This is a genomic window from Mesorhizobium erdmanii USDA 3471 (genome assembly GCF_000472705.1).
Lineage (GTDB): Bacteria > Pseudomonadota > Alphaproteobacteria > Rhizobiales > Rhizobiaceae > Mesorhizobium > Mesorhizobium erdmanii.
Genome location: NZ_KI421455.1, coordinates 166492 through 182496, shown reverse-complemented (window position 1 = coordinate 182496; position 16005 = coordinate 166492). Strand labels below are relative to the sequence as shown.

General features: G+C 63.6%; 11 protein-coding genes. 7 read left to right on the top strand and 4 right to left on the bottom strand.

Going from position 1 to position 16005, the window contains the following annotated elements; genetic code table 11:
• The first annotated feature begins 17 nt into the window (after nucleotides 1–17).
• On the top strand, nucleotides 18–1805 hold the full coding sequence (locus tag A3AU_RS0133580; protein WP_027056752.1) for an outer membrane beta-barrel protein: 1788 nt from the start codon (nucleotides 18–20) through the stop codon (nucleotides 1803–1805).
• A 25-nt stretch (nucleotides 1806–1830) separates the two neighbouring features.
• Here A3AU_RS0133580 and galU read toward each other — a convergent pair whose 3' ends face one another.
• Nucleotides 1831–2736, bottom strand: coding sequence for a UTP--glucose-1-phosphate uridylyltransferase GalU (galU, locus tag A3AU_RS0133575; RefSeq protein ID WP_032918626.1), 906 nt, complete (start codon nucleotides 2734–2736; stop codon nucleotides 1831–1833).
• A gap of 211 nt (nucleotides 2737–2947) precedes the next feature.
• On the opposite strand from galU, the gene A3AU_RS0133570 reads away from it, so the two are divergent.
• Together A3AU_RS0133570 and A3AU_RS0133565 are read left to right on the top strand one after the other, a co-directional pair.
• Nucleotides 2948–4171, top strand: a complete 1224-nt coding sequence (locus A3AU_RS0133570) for a lytic murein transglycosylase (RefSeq protein ID WP_027056750.1) — start codon at nucleotides 2948–2950, stop codon at nucleotides 4169–4171.
• A gap of 124 nt (nucleotides 4172–4295) precedes the next feature.
• Nucleotides 4296–5528, top strand: coding sequence for an SGNH/GDSL hydrolase family protein (locus A3AU_RS0133565; protein WP_027056749.1), 1233 nt, complete (start codon nucleotides 4296–4298; stop codon nucleotides 5526–5528).
• Here A3AU_RS0133565 and A3AU_RS0133560 read toward each other — a convergent pair.
• Both A3AU_RS0133560 and gltB read right to left on the bottom strand, forming a co-directional pair.
• Nucleotides 5525–6979: a glutamate synthase subunit beta gene (locus A3AU_RS0133560; protein ID WP_027056748.1), complete on the bottom strand. Its 1455-nt coding sequence runs from the start codon at nucleotides 6977–6979 to the stop codon at nucleotides 5525–5527. The two genes, A3AU_RS0133565 and A3AU_RS0133560, sit on opposite strands and share 4 nt — an antisense overlap.
• A gap of 143 nt (nucleotides 6980–7122) precedes the next feature.
• Nucleotides 7123–11868: a glutamate synthase large subunit gene (gene gltB, locus A3AU_RS0133555; protein ID WP_027056747.1), complete on the bottom strand. Its 4746-nt coding sequence runs from the start codon at nucleotides 11866–11868 to the stop codon at nucleotides 7123–7125.
• A 496-nt stretch (nucleotides 11869–12364) separates the two neighbouring features.
• Here gltB and A3AU_RS0133550 point away from each other — a divergent pair, with 496 nt between their 5' ends.
• Nucleotides 12365–13417 carry a threonine aldolase family protein gene (locus A3AU_RS0133550; protein ID WP_027056746.1) on the top strand — a complete coding sequence of 351 codons (1053 nt, stop codon included), beginning with the start codon at nucleotides 12365–12367 and terminating at the stop codon, nucleotides 13415–13417.
• A gap of 83 nt (nucleotides 13418–13500) precedes the next feature.
• Here A3AU_RS0133550 and A3AU_RS0133545 read toward each other — a convergent pair whose 3' ends face one another.
• Entirely contained in the window at nucleotides 13501–13968 is a 468-nt protein-coding gene (locus tag A3AU_RS0133545; RefSeq protein WP_013893124.1) for an Hsp20 family protein, read from the bottom strand.
• A 481-nt stretch (nucleotides 13969–14449) separates the two neighbouring features.
• On the opposite strand from A3AU_RS0133545, the gene A3AU_RS0133540 reads away from it, so the two are divergent.
• The 3 genes from A3AU_RS0133540 (at nucleotide 14450) to A3AU_RS0133530 (ending at nucleotide 15989) form a co-directional block, all read left to right on the top strand.
• Nucleotides 14450–15427 (top strand): alpha/beta fold hydrolase, encoded by a 978-nt coding sequence (locus A3AU_RS0133540; protein ID WP_027056745.1) that lies wholly within the window; start codon nucleotides 14450–14452, stop codon nucleotides 15425–15427.
• Between the two features lie 166 nt (nucleotides 15428–15593).
• Nucleotides 15594–15749, top strand: coding sequence for a hypothetical protein (locus A3AU_RS1000000140060; RefSeq protein WP_167335258.1), 156 nt, complete (start codon nucleotides 15594–15596; stop codon nucleotides 15747–15749).
• Between the two features lie 3 nt (nucleotides 15750–15752).
• Nucleotides 15753–15989 carry a DUF1127 domain-containing protein gene (locus A3AU_RS0133530; protein ID WP_027056744.1) on the top strand — a complete coding sequence of 79 codons (237 nt, stop codon included), beginning with the start codon at nucleotides 15753–15755 and terminating at the stop codon, nucleotides 15987–15989.
• Nucleotides 15990–16005: the final 16 nt, after the last annotated feature.

Below are 16005 nucleotides of genomic sequence, written 5' to 3'. Positions count from 1 at the left end.
CGCAAGCAGTGGTGGCGATGTCCGGGGTCCAGCCAGAAAAATCGACAGGACGACGGGGCAAGGCGGTATGCACCTTGCTGCTGGCGACCAGCATGCTTTGCTTGCTGCGCCCGGGGCAGCTTCATGCCCAGGAAACAGAGCTGCGCGGCGAGGTTTCGGAATCGGCGATCCTGTCCGACCAGCAGCGCAAGGCAAGGCAGCTTGCGCTTGCCGCCCAGGGCCAGCAACAGCCGGCCAACGCCCCCCAGGACGATACGCCGCCGCGCACCTATTTGCCAGCCAGCGCCGGCGCCGTTCCCGACGACACGAACACCGATGCGGCCACCGGCAGCATTTTCGACCCGCCGCAGGCGACCGACGATACCTCCACCGACAATGCGACGCCGCCCAAGCCTCGCCGCCGTCCATCGAGCACCGGGCAGAAAGCGGCTGATCAGGCCAAGGCCAAGCCGGACGCCAAGGCGACCGACAAGTCAAAGAAAAAGAAGAAGGCGACGACCGCGACCACGGACACCACAGCGGCGGCCGCCAGCGACACCGGCAACGCCACGACGGACCAGGAAGCGGCCAACCGCCGTGCCCTCACCGTCGACAGTGCCGACAGGCAGAAGCTCGACCCCGGCGCTGAACGGACTGCCGCCATCGAGGGCCAGAACAAGAAAGCCGAGGACGATCCATTCGCCGCCACCGGCGTCAAATGGGGCTCTTTTGTCATCCGGCCGTCGATCGAACAGGGCCTGACCGCCTCGACCAACGGCGATTCCAGCAGTGCCGGCACATCGGCGCTGCTGTCGGAGACGGCGTTGCGCTTTACCGCCGTTTCGGACTGGCGCGAAAACTCCGCCACCATCGATGGCTACGGCCTGTTCCGCGAGACCGTATCGGGCTACCGGGTTCACGACGCGCAGGGCCGCATCGAGGGCCAGCTCAATGTCGACCTCGACAACGAACTGCGCGCCATCGCCAAGCTTGGCTACGAAGCCGTGCCGGAAACGGCCTCATCGCCCAATGCCATTGCCGGCGTCAGCACTCAGCCCCTGCGGCAGACGATCGACGGCAGCCTCGGCGTCGAAAAGGCCGTCGGCAAAATGCAGTACACCTTGACCGGCGCGGTCTCGCACGACTTCTATGGCGATGCCGAGCTTTCTGACGGTACATCCTTGTCGCAGAAGGACCAGGACAACACGCTCTACACGGCGACCTTGCGAGCCGGTTACGAAATCTCCCCGGCCCTCACCCCGTTCTCCGAAATCGAGATCGGCCGCCGAGCCTACGTTCAGCGGGTCGACAATGAAGGCTTCGAGCGTTCCTCGACGCGGCTCGGCGCGCGCGCCGGTCTGCAACTCGACATGGGCGAAAAGCTCTCCGGCGAGTTTTCCGCCGGCTGGCTGCGGGAAGCCATCGATGACAAGAGCCTGGAGGCGGTTTCGGGCGCCACCGTCAACGCCGACCTCAAATGGTCGCCGGAGCGCGGCACCACGATCGGACTGACCGGCAAGACGACCGTCGAGACCACGACCACCGCGGGGGAAAGCGGCGATATCCTCTATTCCGGCCGTCTGACCGGTGAACGCCAGATCCGCGCCAATCTGACCGCCAATGCGGCCCTGGGTCTCGACTGGCGCCACTATGTCGGCATCGATGGCCATGACAGGATCTTGAGCGCCGAGACCGGGCTGACCTGGTGGCTGAACCGCTATGCCGGCCTCACCACGCGGGTGAGAACCGAAAAGCTGACCAGCAACCTGCCCGGCCGCGACTACACCGCCAACAGCATCTACCTCGGCCTGAAAGTGCAGCGCTGAAGGCGCCTACTGAAGGCATAGTGCCTTAGAAGGCGGCCCCGCGGCGCTCTGATGGCTTCATCTCGTCGAGCAGCGTTCGGATGACGCCGGCCATGTTCTCGTTCATGTCGCTGCGCCACAGCGCGAAGGCGACATTGGCCTCGACAAAGCCCTCAGGCGAACCGCAATCGAAGGTGCGGCCCTGATAATGGTAACCGTAGAAAGCCTGCTGCTTTTCCAGCTTCAGCATCGCGTCGGTGAGCTGGATTTCGTTGCCGGCGCCCTTTTCCTGGCCTTCGAGAATCCCGAAGATTTCGGGCTGGAGGATGTAGCGGCCGTTGATGTAGAGATTGGACGGCGCTGTGCCGGTCTTCGGCTTCTCCACCATCCCGGTGATGCGGAAGCCGTGATGCGTATCCTCGCCACGGCCGACGATACCGTATTTATGGGCCTCCGCCGGGTCGCACTCCTGCACGGCGATGATGTTGTTGCCGGTTTCCTCGTAGAGCTCGACCATCGACTTCATGCAGCTCTTTTCCGACTGCATGATCATGTCGGGCAACAACAGTGCGAACGGCTCGTCGCCGACCAGTTCGCGCGCGCACCAGACTGCATGGCCGAGCCCCATCGGCACCTGCTGGCGAGTGAAGCTGGTTTGTCCCGGCGCCGGCTGCAGCCGCTGCAGGCGGGCAAGCTGCTCGTCCTTGCCGCGCTGGGCCAGCGTGTCATACAGCTCGAACTGGATATCGAAATGGTCTTCGATGACCGCCTTGTTGCGGCCGGTCACGAAGATGAAATGCTCGATGCCCGCTTCCCGCGCCTCATCCACCACATACTGGATGACCGGCCGGTCGACGACGGTCAGCATCTCCTTGGGAACAGCCTTGGTGGCTGGGAGGAACCGCGTGCCGAGACCGGCGACCGGGAATACTGCCTTGCGAACTCTCTTCATGCTTTCAATTATCCGTTTGCTGGCCGGCTCCGCAATCCCCGTCTCGCGACATTTTCACGCCGGAATTGAAGATTACTGGTGCGGGTGAGGAAAACTTCCACCGGTTAAAGCATCGAGGTGTCTTTTCGTTCCAAGCGACACCTATGGTAAACTAATTCCTAACCCGGTTCGGCGATGAATGGTCTTTCCTGAGACAGAGAAGGAGGAAAACATGTCCGTTCGCAATGCCGCAAAAATTTTCACCAGCGTCATGACGGCCGCCAGCCTCTCGCTCGGATTGCTGATGCCCGCCGGACCCGCCTTCGCCGATGCCGGTTTCCGGCAATGGGTCGCCGGCTTCCGTGCCACCGCCGTCGCGGGCGGCGTTTCCGGCGCTGTCTACGACCAGGCCTTCAGGGACATCAAGGAGCTTGATCCGGTGGTGCTGGAAAAGGCCCGCACGCAGCCCGAATTCACCGCGCCTGCCTGGGATTATTTCGACAACCGCGTCCACGATCAGTCGATCGCCGTCGGCCAGCAGATGGCGAAAAAATGGAAGCCGTGGCTGGACAGGATCGAGGCGCGGTTCGGCGTCGACCGCTACATTCTGCTCGCCATCTGGTCGATGGAATCGAACTATGGCGAGATCCTCAAGCGCGACGACATCATGCGCAATGTCATCCGCTCGCTGGCGACCTTGGGTTATGGCGATCCGAAGCGCTCGAAATATGCCCGCACCCAGCTGGTCGCGGCGCTGAAGATCCTGCAGACCGGCGACATCGATGAAAGCCATCTGATGGGCTCCTGGGCCGGCGCCATGGGCCAGACCCAGTTCATCCCCACAAGCTACCAGCATTACGCCGTCGACATGGACGGCAACGGCAAGCGCGACATTTGGAATTCCATCCCCGATGCACTGGCAACATCGGCCAATCTGCTGAAGAAGAATGGCTGGCAGGCCGGCAAGACCTGGGGCTACGAGGTCACCATACCAGCCGGAAAACTGCCGGGCGGCTCGAAGACGCTGGCGCAATGGCAGGCGCTCGGCGTCGTCAGGGCCAGCGGCAAGCCGTTCAAGACACTCACCGACAAGGCGACGCTGAAAGTGCCGGATGGCCGCGGTGGGCCGGCCTTCCTGATGATCAGGAATTTCTCGGTCATCAAGGCCTACAACAATGCCGACAAATATGCCCTGGCCGTTGGCCTTCTCGCCGACGAGATTGCCGGCGGCAACGGCCTGGTCCAGGACTGGAAGCGTCCCTTCACCAAGCTCTCCTTCGAGGAAAGACAGGAGCTGCAGAAGCGCCTTTCGCAGCACGGGCTTTACGACGGCAAGTTCGACGGAAAGATCGGTGACGGCTCGAAAACAGCCATCATGGCCTATCAGGCAAAGGTCGGCTTGACCCAGGACGGCTATCCGAGCCTGGAAGTGCTCAAATGGCTCAGGCAAAAATAGAGCCGGCCACGGCGCCGTCTGCGTTTTTGGCGTACATAACGGTCGCCATGGCACTTTGAACTTGCGCCCGGCCGCAAAACCGGGTCCGTTCCGCGGGACCAGGCGCAAGGGGATGGAGGAGTGATTGGTCTCGGCCGCGCGTATCGCGATCCTTGTTCGTCGCACGCCGATGCTTTGTCTGGCGATCGTTCTGTTGGCGATTGCTGCCGCCGGTGCTTTCCATGCGCCAGCCATGGCGCAGGAGCAGCCGCAGCAGAATCGCGGCTGGTCGCTGCGCGACCTTCTGTTTCCGCGCCGCAGCGAGCGTATCGAGCCGCCGCTGGATGTCCAGAAGGCGACGCCCAAGGCCAAGAAGAAACCTCGCGCGCCGCGTCCGCCCGCGGAGCCTGAAACCCCCATCGTCGAAAAGGCGCCGGACGCCCGCACCGTGCTGGTGGTCGGCGACTTCATGGCGGCAGGCCTTGCCGAAGGCCTGGACACCGCCTTCGCCGACAATCCTGGCGTCAGGATCGTCGCACGCAGCAATGGCTCGTCAGGGTTCGTGCGCGATGAATTCTACAACTGGCCCGAACAGATCAAATCGCTGATCGAGACCGAGAAACCCGCCGCCGTGGTCGTCATGCTGGGCTCCAACGACCGCCAGCAGATGAAGGTCGGCGATGTGCGCGAACAGCCCCGGTCCGAGAGCTGGACCAAGGAATATGAACGCCGCACCGACGCGCTCGGCAAGGCGATCGCCGCCGCCAAGGTGCCTTTCCTATGGGTCGGCATGCCGGCCTTCCGCGTGCCGAAGATGACCTCCGACATGCTCGCCTTCAACGACATCTACCATCAGGCCGCCGAAAACAGTGGCGGCGAATTCGTCGATGTCTGGGACGGCTTCGTCGACGAGAACGGCGCCTTCGTCACCACCGGCCCCGACATGAACGGCCAGCCGGTGCGGCTGCGCGCCGATGACGGCATCAATGTCTCCAAGGCCGGCAAGCGCAAGCTCGCCTTCTATACCGAAAAGCCGCTGGCCAAGATCCTGGGCCTGGCCGCGCCCGGCAGCGTGGCTCCGGCGACCGCACCGGCGGGTGCGCCGGTCGAGGCACCGGCCTCGGCCGCCGCACCCATTGTGATCGACCGCACCGCGCCCATGCTGCTCAGCGACCCGGCACTCGACGGCGGCACCGAACTGCTCGGCGCCGCCCCCCCAGCAAAAGCCGATCCGGCTCTGCCTGGAGAAAGACTGGTGATCGAAGGCAGGGCGCCAGAAGCTTCGCCCGGACGCGCCGATGATTTCGCCTGGCCGCCCAAGGCCGAGCCGCCGGCGACGGCCGCTGCGACCGACACGACGACGGCGATCACCCCTTAACGGGGCAGTACCGTCGACCCCATCAGCGCCTCGTCGATCGAGCGCGCCGCCTGGCGGCCTTCGCGGATCGCCCAGACCACCAGCGACTGGCCACGGCGCACGTCACCCGCCGCATAGAGCCGGTCGACGCTGGTCCGGTAGTCGCGATCATTGGCCTCGACATTCCGGGAGCGGCGGCTGTCGGTGGTGATTTTCATTTCACCCTCGAGTTCCTTCGCCACGCCGGCGGCGGCCGGTCCGGCAAAGCCGATGGCGATGAAGGCAAGATCGGCCCGGATGACGAATTCGGTGCCGGCGATCGGCTTGCGCTTGTCGTCGACCTCGCAGCACTTGACGCCGGTCAGCTGGCCGTCTTCGCCGATGAATTCGAGCGTCGCCACCTGGAATTCGCGCTCGGCGCCCTCGGCCTGCGAGGATGAGGTGCGCATCTTGGTCGCCCAATAGGGCCAGACGGCAAGCTTGTCTTCCTTCTCGGGTGGCTGCGGACGGATGTCGAGCTGGGTGACGCGCACCGCACCCTGGCGGAAGGCGGTGCCGACGCAGTCCGACGCGGTATCGCCGCCGCCGACGACGACGACATGCTGGCCGCCGGCGATGATCGGATGCGACGGCCACGCCACCGACTGGATCGGTTCGCCGCCGACGCGGCGGTTCTGCTGCACCAGATAGGGCATGGCGTCGTGCACGCCGCCGAGATCGTCGCCTGGAATGTTGGCCGCACGTGGCGTTTCCGAGCCGCCGCAATAGAGCACGGCATCATGTTCGGCGAGCAGTTCGGCGACCTTCTTGTCGACGCCGACATTGACGCCGCAATGGAATGTCACGCCCTCGCCCTGCATCTGCTCGATGCGCCGGTCGATATAGTGCTTCTCGATCTTGAAGTCGGGAATGCCGTAGCGCATCAGCCCGCCCGGACGGCTCTCGCGCTCATAGACATGGACGTCATGGCCCGCGCGGCCAAGCTGCTGGGCTGCGGCCATTCCGGCCGGGCCGGAACCGATTATGGCGACCCGCTTGCCGGTCTTCTTCTCCGGCGGATAGGGCCGGATGTGGCCGGTCTCGTAAGCCTTGTCGGCGATCGCCTGCTCCACCGTCTTGATGGCGACCGGAATGTCCTCGAGGTTCAGCGTGCAGGCTTCCTCGCAGGGCGCGGGGCAGATGCGACCGGTGAATTCCGGGAAATTGTTGGTCGAGTGCAGGTTGCGGATCGCGTTATCCCAGTCCCGGTTGTAGACGAGGTCGTTCCAGTCCGGGATCTGGTTGTGGATAGGGCAGCCTGTCGGCCCGTGACAGAACGGAATGCCGCAATCCATGCAGCGCGCGGCCTGTTTCTCGACCTCCTTGTCCGACATCGGCAGCGTGAACTCGCGGAAATGCCGGATGCGGTCGGAGGCCGGCTGGTACTTGTGCACCTGCCGGTCGATTTCGAGAAAGCCTGTTACCTTGCCCATAGTCCAGTTCCTGCTGTCCAGAAGGTACGGTTTTCGCCGCACCCGTTAACCTCTTGAGGCAGCCATGGCAACCTTGCGCCAGAGGTCAAACTGTCGATGAAGGGGGCCGGGAAGCCTGGGGCTCCCCGGGAATTCTCATAAGTCTACTCGGCCGCGACGCCCATGCGCATGCGTTCCATCTCGATCAGCGCGCGGCGGTATTCGACCGGCATGATCTTGCGGAATTTAGGCCGGAACGTCGTCCAGTCGTCGAGGATCTCGCGGCCGCGCACCGAACCCGTATAGTGGACGTGGTTCGAGATCAGCTGATAGAGCCTTTCCTCGTCATGGCTGGTCATGTCGCCCGACACGTCGACACGGCCCTTGTGGTCGAGGTCGCCGCCATGGTGCAGCAGCTTTTCCATCAGATCGTCTTCTTCCGGAACCGGCTCCAGCTCGACCATCGCCATGTTGCAGCGCTCGGCGAAATCGCCGGCCTCATCCAGCACATAGGCGACGCCGCCCGACATGCCGGCGGCAAAGTTGCGGCCGGTCTTGCCGATGACGACGACGACACCGCCGGTCATGTATTCGCAACCATGGTCGCCGACGCCTTCGACGACGGCGGCGACGCCCGAATTGCGCACCGCGAAACGCTCGCCGGCGACACCGGCGAAATAGGCTTCGCCCTCGGTCGCGCCATAGAGCACCGTATTGCCGACGATGATGGAGTCGGCCGCGACGATCCGGGCCTCTTCAGGCGGCCGGATGACGATGCGGCCGCCCGACAGGCCTTTGCCGACATAATCGTTGCCGGCGCCGACGAGCTCGAACGAGACGCCGCGCGCCAGGAAGGCACCGAAGGACTGGCCGGCGGTGCCGGTCAGCTTCACCGAGATGGTGTCCTCGCGCAGGCCCTTGTGCTTGAAGCGCTTGGCCACTTCGCCCGACAGCATGGCGCCCGTCGAACGGTCGACATTGCGGATGTCGACCTCGATCTTGACCGGCTGCTTGGCCTCCAGTGCGGGCTTGGCCAGTTCGATCAGCTTGCGGTCGAGCACGTCGTCGATCGGGTGCTTCTGCCGTTCGGTCCAGTGCACCGCCTCATGCGGCGCATCGGGCTTGTAGAACATCTTCGAGAAGTCGAGGCCCCGCGCTTTCCAATGCTGGATGACGTCGCGCTTTTCCAGAAGGTCGCTGTCGCCGATGATCTGGTCGATATGGGTGAAGCCCATGTCGGCCAGCAGCGCCCTCACCTCTTCCGCCACATAGAAGAAGAAGTTGATGACATGCTCGGGCGTGCCCTTGAAGCGCTTGCGCAGAACCGGATCCTGGGTGGCGACGCCAACCGGGCAGGTGTTGAGGTGGCACTTGCGCATCATGATGCAGCCGGCCGCGATCAAGGGCGCGGTCGAGAAGCCGAACTCGTCTGCGCCAAGCAACGCCCCGATGATGACATCGCGCCCGGTGCGCAGACCGCCATCGACCTGCAGCGCCACACGTGAGCGCAAGCCGTTCAGCACCAGCGTCTGGTGCGTCTCGGCGAGGCCCATTTCCCAGGGGCTGCCGGCATGCTTGAGCGAAGTCAGCGGCGAGGCGCCCGTGCCGCCGTCATAGCCCGAGATGGTGATGTGGTCGGCGCGCGCCTTGGCGACCCCGGCCGCGACCGTGCCGACACCGACTTCCGACACCAGCTTGACCGAGACGTCGGCCGCCGGATTGACGTTCTTCAGATCGTAGATCAGCTGCGCCAGATCCTCGATCGAATAGATGTCGTGGTGCGGCGGCGGCGAGATCAGGCCGACGCCCGGCGTCGAGTGCCGGACCTTGGCGATGGTCGCGTCGACCTTGTGGCCGGGCAACTGGCCGCCCTCGCCGGGCTTGGCGCCCTGCGCCACCTTGATCTGCATCACATCGGAGTTGACGAGATACTCGGCCGTCACACCGAACCGCCCTGAGGCGACCTGCTTGATCGCCGAGCGTTCCGGGTTCTTGCCGCCGCCGGGCAGCGGCAGGTAGCGGTCGGCCTCTTCGCCGCCCTCGCCGGTGTTCGACTTGCCGCCGATCTGGTTCATGGCGCGCGCCAGGGTGGTGTGCGCCTCACGCGAGATCGAGCCGAACGACATCGCCCCGGTCGAGAAGCGCTTGACGATGTCGGCCGCGGACATGACGTCGTCGAGCGCGACCTTCTTGCGCCCGGTCTCGTCCGCCAGCTTGATCTTGAACAGGCCACGGATCGCCTGGGCGCGGGCCGTCTCGCTGTCGATCTGCGCCGAATAGTCCTTGAACGTCTCCCACGAGCCCTGGCGCACCGCATGCTGCAAGGTAGCGACCGCGTCGGGCGACCACATATGCGCCTCGCCGCGCATGCGGAACAGATATTCGCCGCCAACCTCCAGATTGTTGCGCAGCACCGGATCGTTGCCGAAACCGTCCGTGTGACGGCTGACGGTTTCGTCGGCGACCTCGTCCAGTCCGACGCCTTCGATCAGCGTCGCCGTGCCGGTGAAATACTTCTGCACGAAATCGGTCTTCAGCCCGATAGCGTCGAAGATCTGCGCGCCGCAATAGGACTGGTAGGTCGAGATGCCCATCTTGGACATCACCTTGAGGATGCCCTTGCCGATCGACTTGATGTAGCGCGACACGACTTCATAGGCGTCGACCTCTTCCGGCAGCTCGCCGCGCTTGTGCATGTCGAGCAGCGTGTCGAAGGCAAGGTAGGGGTTGATCGCTTCGGCGCCATAGCCGGCGAGGCAGCAGAAATGATGTACTTCGCGCGGCTCGCCGGATTCGACGACGAGGCCGACGGAGGTGCGCAGCCCCTTGCGGATCAGGTGATGATGCACAGCGGCCGTCGCCAGCAGCGCCGGAATGGCGATGCGATCCGGGCCGAGCTGACGGTCGGACAGGATGATGATGTTGTAGCCGCCGGCGACCGCCGCTTCCGCGCGCTCGCACAAGCGGTCGATGGCGCCCTGCATGCCGGCAGCGCCTTCGTTCGAACCGTAGGTGATGTCGATCGTCTTGGTGTCGAAACGGTCCTCGGTGTGGCCGATCGAGCGGATCTTTTCGAGATCGCCATTGGTCAGGATCGGCTGGCGCACTTCGAGCCGCTTGCGGCGCGAATTGCCGACAAGGTCGAAAATGTTCGGCCGCGGCCCGATGAAGGACACCAGGCTCATCACCAGTTCCTCGCGGATCGGGTCGATCGGCGGATTAGTGACCTGGGCGAAGTTCTGCTTGAAATAGGTGTAGAGCAGCTTCGACTTGTCCGACATCGCCGAGATCGGCGTGTCGGTGCCCATCGAGCCCACCGCTTCCTGGCCGGTGGTCGCCATTGGCGACATCAACAGCTTGGTGTCTTCCTGGGTGTACCCGAACGCCTGCTGGCGATCGAGCAGGCTGACATCCTTGCGCAGCGCGCGCGGTTCGACCGGCTTCAGATCCTCCAGGATGAGCTGCGTGTTGGCGAGCCAGGTTTTGTAGGGATGCTTGGTCGCGATCTCCGACTTGATCTCCTCGTCGGGGACGATGCGGCCCTTGGCGAGGTCGATCAGAAGCATCCGGCCGGGTTGCAGCCGCCACTTCTGGACGATCTTTTCTTCCGGCACCGGCAGCACGCCGGCCTCGGACGCCATGATGACGCGGTCGTCGTCGGTGACGATGTAGCGTGCCGGGCGCAGTCCGTTGCGGTCGAGCGTAGCTCCAATCTGGCGGCCGTCGGTGAAAGCCACCGCCGCCGGCCCGTCCCACGGCTCCATCAGCGCCGCATGGTATTCGTAGAAGGCCTTGCGATCGGCATCCATGAGCTTGTTGCCGGCCCAGGCTTCCGGGATCAGCATCATCATGGCATGGCTGAGGCTGTAGCCGCCCTGGAACAGGAATTCGAGCGCATTGTCGAAACACGCCGTGTCGGACTGGCCGTCATAGGAGATCGGCCAGAGCTTCGAGATGTTGTTGCCGAACAGTTCCGAATCGACAGAAGCCTGTCTGGCCGCCATCCAGTTGTTGTTGCCGCGCACGGTGTTGATCTCGCCATTGTGGGCGACCATGCGGTAGGGATGCGCCAGCTTCCACGACGGGAAGGTGTTGGTCGAGAAACGCTGATGCACGAGGATCAGCGCGGTCTCGAAACGCGGGTCCTTGAGATCCCTGTAATAGGCGCCAACCTGATAGGCCAGGAACATGCCCTTGTAGACGATGGTGCGCGCCGACAGCGACACGCAATAGGCGCCGATGTCCTTGTTGTCGTTCTCGGAATAGATTCGGCCCGAGATGACCTTGCGCAGCAGATAGAGCCGGGCCTCGTATTCTTCGTCGTCGGGAATGTCGGCCGTGCGGCCGATGAAGACCTGGCGATGGAACGGCTCGGACGCGACGATGTCGGGCGCCTTCGACAGCGAGGAATTGTCGACGGGCACGTCGCGGAAGCCGATGAGCGGGAGCCCTTCGGACTGCGCCGATTCGGCGATGATGTCCTCGATATGGGCGCGCAGGGCCGCGTCCTGCGGCATGAACCAGTGTCCGACGCCGTACTGGCCCGCCGCCGGCAATTCGATGCCCTGGGCCGCCATTTCCTCGCGGAAGAACTGGTCGGGAAGCTGCACCAGCACGCCGGCGCCATCGCCGACCAGCGGGTCGGCGCCGACGGCGCCGCGATGCGTCAGGTTTTCGAGCACGGCAAGCCCGTCCTTGACGATCTGATGCGACTTCACGCCCTTCATGTTGACGATGAAGCCGACGCCGCAGGCGTCATGTTCGTTGCGCGGATCGTAGAGGCCCCGAGGGGCAAACCCGGTTCGGCCAATGTCGGTTCGACCAGTATCGGTTCGCAAAGTATTTTTGACGGCAGCCGCTTTCGTCTGCGCGGCCTGGCCGTTCGTCGCAGAGAGCGTCATGTCCGTCATTGTCTTGTCCTCCGTTCCAGCCCTTCAGGCGCTGGCCATGTCTTCGGTCGCTAATTTGCCTCGGCAAGCGCTTGGCTCACCCTGATCCTTGCGGCACGTCTTGCGAAATCCTTGCCGAACCAGGCGGCTTTCCGCATGGTTCGCATCTGGTATCGTACAGGCCAGCGTCTGGCCGTCCACCTGTCGCTCGCGGCAACAGCCGGAGAGGCCAATATGTTACGCCAATCCAGCCTGTTTTGTGCGACAAAATAAGACAGCACTACTGTCCTAAATTTTTATGGCAGAATTCCCCGACGCACACAAGACCGATTCACAAAAAACTTGGGTCTTCCGCGACATAAAATTACGTGGAATTGAGGGAAAACGTAAGCTTCAGTCTTCGATCCCCAAGCCTGTTGGCTGGCTGGCTTTAACGGTTTTTCGGCGCCTGGCCCTTGCGGTTGGCCGCTTAAAACAGTCAACTTCACGCCGATTTCCCCAAACCACAGGCAGATGCATGTTCTTCGCTTCCGACAATTGGGCAGGCGCCCATCCCAACATCGTTGCCGGCCTGTCGGCCGCGGCCGGCGGCTTTGCCACCGCCTATGGCGACAGCACACTCGACCAAGCAGTCTACCAGCGCTTCGGCGAAATTTTCGAGCGCGAGGTCGCGGTGTTCTTCGTGGCGACCGGCACCGCCGCCAACTCGCTGTCGTTGACCACCTTCAACAAGCCCGGCGGCATTTCCTTCGCCCACCGCGAATCGCATGTCATCGAGGACGAGTGCGGCGCGCCGGAGTATTTTTCCGGCGGCGCGCGGTTGCATGCCATCGACGGCGCGCTCGGCAAGATCGACCCGCACAATCTGGAACGGACCATTGGCCGCTTCGCACCCGAAATCGTCCACTGGGGGCGGCCGATGGCGGTTTCGATCACCCAGTCGACCGAGGTTGGCACCATCTATGGCCTGAATGAGATCGAGGCGATTTCGGCCATCGCCAAAAGTCATTCCGTGCCGCTGCACATGGATGGCGCCCGCTTTGCCAATGCGCTGGTCGCGCTCGACACGACGCCGGCTGAAATGACCTGGAAACGCGGCGTTGACATCCTGTCTTTCGGCGGCACCAAGAACGGCTGCTGGTGCGCCGAGGCGATCGTTCTGTTCGACCTCGACCGCGCCAAGGAATTGGCTTTCCTGCGCAAACGCGCCGCACAGCTGTTCTCCAAGTCGCGCTTCGTCGCGGCGCAGTTCGAAGCCTATTTCAAGGACGGCCAATGGCTCGACACCGCGCGCCACGCCAACGCCATGGCCGCACGCCTCGCGGCGGCGATCGAGGATTCGGCCCACGCCAAACTGGCCTGGCTGCCGCAGGCCAACGAGGTGTTCGCGGTAATCAAGAAGACCGAAGCCGACAGGTTGCAGGCGGCGGGCGCCGCTTTCTACGACTGGCACAAGCCGCATGGCTTCGACGGCCATATGGGCGAGGACGAACTGCTCTACCGCTTCGTCACCAGTTTTGCCACGACCTCGGAGGACGTCGACCGCTTTGGCCAGCTGATCGCCGGATAACAACCCGTCGCACGGACAACAAAAAAGCGGCGCCTTTCGGCGCCGCTTCCGTCTCGGGAGGAGACGCTCTGTTCCTGGCTACGTTACGCAGCCGTCTTGGCCTCGATCTGCTTGGCCTTGGCCGGAGCCGAGGTGATCGCGATCTTGCGCGGCTTCAACTCCTCGGGAATGTTGCGCTTGAGGTCGACGAAGAGCAGGCCGTTCTTCAGCGCGGCGCCGACGACTTCAACGTGATCGGCAAGCTGGAAGCGGCGCTCGAAGGCCCTGGAGGCAATGCCGCGATAGAGCAGCTCGGAACCTTCGCCGGTGCCCTCGTCCTTGCGCTCACCCTTCACGGTCAGCACGTTGCGGTGGGCTTCGATCGAGATTTCCTCGTCCGAGAAACCAGCGACCGCCATCGAGATCCGGTAGGAATCCTCGCCGGTGCGCTCGATGTTGTAGGGCGGATAGGTCTGCGCGCCATCGGGCTGCGCAAGCGAATCCAGCATGGTGAAGAGACGGTCGAAGCCGACGGTCGAACGATAAAGCGGGGAAAAATCAACGTGACGCATGAGGTGTTCTCCTGTTGAGCAACATGGTTTGCGTATGGCCGGTGCGAAACCCGTAAGCGGCGTTTCGGAAGGACCAGCGGCCCCGACATTGGCGACCGCAACACACATCTGGGGAGCGCCGGAATGCATTTCAAGTTTCGTCTGACGGCAAAAGACGCAATGGCCGGCCAGTTGATGAACGGCAGATGAACCGGCGCTTCGGCGCCCGTTCAGACAGCCACCGCTAAAGTGCCTCCCAAGATCGGGATTGGCGGCGCCGGATTATCAGAGGTGCCGCAACGAGGCCGAACCGGGTGTTAACGTCCCTTCCTCCCGGATCGACAGGGGCCGGAAGCACGCCTTCGAGCGGCTTCCGGCCTTCCCCGTTGCAATCCCGGCGTAGGCCAGATTTGCTTTGCTTTTCATGCGTTGGCGTCTATCACCTTGACGGGGGCCAGCCGCGACAGGCTGGCACGTGAAGACGCCGAGCACAAAGCGCCGAATGACGGACCTTTTCCACGACACGCCGCTTTTCCACGAAACCGAGGGCAATCCGCGACCGGAAAATGCCACCGGCGGTTTCTTCACCACGCGCGACGGCAAGAAGATCCGCTACGGCCTGTTCGGCGCCGTCGCGCGTCCGCTTCGGGGTACCGTGGTGCTGTTGTCGGGCCGCAACGAGTGCATCGAGAAATATTTCGAAACCATCCGCGACCTTGCCGCGCGGGGCTTTGGCGTCGCCACGCTGGACTGGCGCGGCCAGGGCGATTCCGACCGGCTGATCCGCGATCGCCAGCGTGGCTATGTCAGGTCGTTTCGCGACTATACCGCTGACCTGGAGCAGTTCTTCGAGGAGATCGTGCTGCCCGACTGCCGCGGGCCGTATTACATCCTCGCCCATTCCGCCGGCGCCGTGATCGCGCTGCTGGCTTCGCCGTCGATGGTGAACCGGGTGCGCCGCATGGTGCTGATCGCGCCCTTCCTGACCTTGCCAGATCTGCCGGTCTCGATATCGACGGTGCGCCGGGTCTGTTCGCTCTTCTGTTTCATGGGTCTGGGCAGGCTCTATGCCGCCATGGGCCCACGGCCGAAAGAGACGCTGCCTTTCGAAGCCAACAAGGTAACGTCGGACCCCGAGCGTTATCGGCGCAACACGCTGCTTTACGAAACCTACCCGCAACTGGCGCTTGGTGGGCCGACCATCCGCTGGCTGCGGGCTGCCGCCAAGGCATCGGAAGCCATCAGCGATCCTGATTTCATGGCAAGGATCCAGGTCCCCCTGTTGATCATCGCCGCCGGTGCCGACCGGGTCGTCTCTACCAAGGCGGTGGAAGCCTATGGCAGGCAGTTGCGTCTCGGCTCGCTGCTGATGATCGATGGCGCGCAGCACGAGATCCTGCAGGAAATCGACCTCTACCGCGAACAATTTCTCGCTGCCTTCGACGCCTTCATTCCCGGCTCCGACGACCCGACGGCCTGACCCGCACCGCAGTCCCTCCACGAACCGGCATAGCTGACACACCGTTGTCAGGATGACCGGGCTGCCATGCCCCGCGGCACTCAAACTGCTAAAGATTCTGACAGCCCGCGCCTGGCCGGAATGCTCATCTGCATGCGTCGAATTTGAACGCCATGGAGATGAGATCATGACCGAGAAAACCTGCGCCGCCTGCGATTGCCAACTCGACGCCAATCCGATCCGCGTCAAGGTCGGCGGCAAGACCGTCGAGGTCTGCTGTGAGGAATGCGCCTTCGCGCTGAACGAAGCCGGCGCGTCGGTGGCCGCCGCGAGCGAGGACTGAGCCATGCGCCCCCATCATACAGCGGCACGGCAGCTGGCTGGCGAGGTTCCGACGCCGTTCCGCGACGCAACCATCCTGCGGGCCTTGCACACCCGATGCATCGCGGCGGCGAGATGGCTCACCCGCCAGATGGAGAAGCGCCGAAGCCGGCTTGCTTTGCTGGAAATGACCGACGAACAGCTCAAGGACATCGGCCTGTCGCGCGGCCAGGCCTATTCGGAATTCAGCCGCCGCTGGTGAAGCGCCTGTCCAGAAG

Excerpts from the sequence above, each read along its gene's own strand:
- A3AU_RS0133580 (WP_027056752.1), top strand. The coding sequence starts at position 18 with ATGTCCGGGGTCCAGCCAGAAAAATCGACAGGACGACGGGGCAAGGCG.
- galU (WP_032918626.1), bottom strand. The coding sequence starts at position 2,736 with ATGAAGAGAGTTCGCAAGGCAGTATTCCCGGTCGCCGGTCTCGGCACG.
- A3AU_RS0133570 (WP_027056750.1), top strand. The coding sequence starts at position 2,948 with ATGTCCGTTCGCAATGCCGCAAAAATTTTCACCAGCGTCATGACGGCC.
- A3AU_RS0133560 (WP_027056748.1), bottom strand. The coding sequence starts at position 6,979 with ATGGGCAAGGTAACAGGCTTTCTCGAAATCGACCGGCAGGTGCACAAG.
- gltB (WP_027056747.1), bottom strand. The coding sequence starts at position 11,868 with ATGACGGACATGACGCTCTCTGCGACGAACGGCCAGGCCGCGCAGACG.
- A3AU_RS0133550 (WP_027056746.1), top strand. The coding sequence starts at position 12,365 with ATGTTCTTCGCTTCCGACAATTGGGCAGGCGCCCATCCCAACATCGTT.
- A3AU_RS0133545 (WP_013893124.1), bottom strand. The coding sequence starts at position 13,968 with ATGCGTCACGTTGATTTTTCCCCGCTTTATCGTTCGACCGTCGGCTTC.
- A3AU_RS0133540 (WP_027056745.1), top strand. The coding sequence starts at position 14,450 with ATGACGGACCTTTTCCACGACACGCCGCTTTTCCACGAAACCGAGGGC.
- A3AU_RS1000000140060 (WP_167335258.1), top strand. The coding sequence starts at position 15,594 with ATGACCGAGAAAACCTGCGCCGCCTGCGATTGCCAACTCGACGCCAAT.
- A3AU_RS0133530 (WP_027056744.1), top strand. The coding sequence starts at position 15,753 with ATGCGCCCCCATCATACAGCGGCACGGCAGCTGGCTGGCGAGGTTCCG.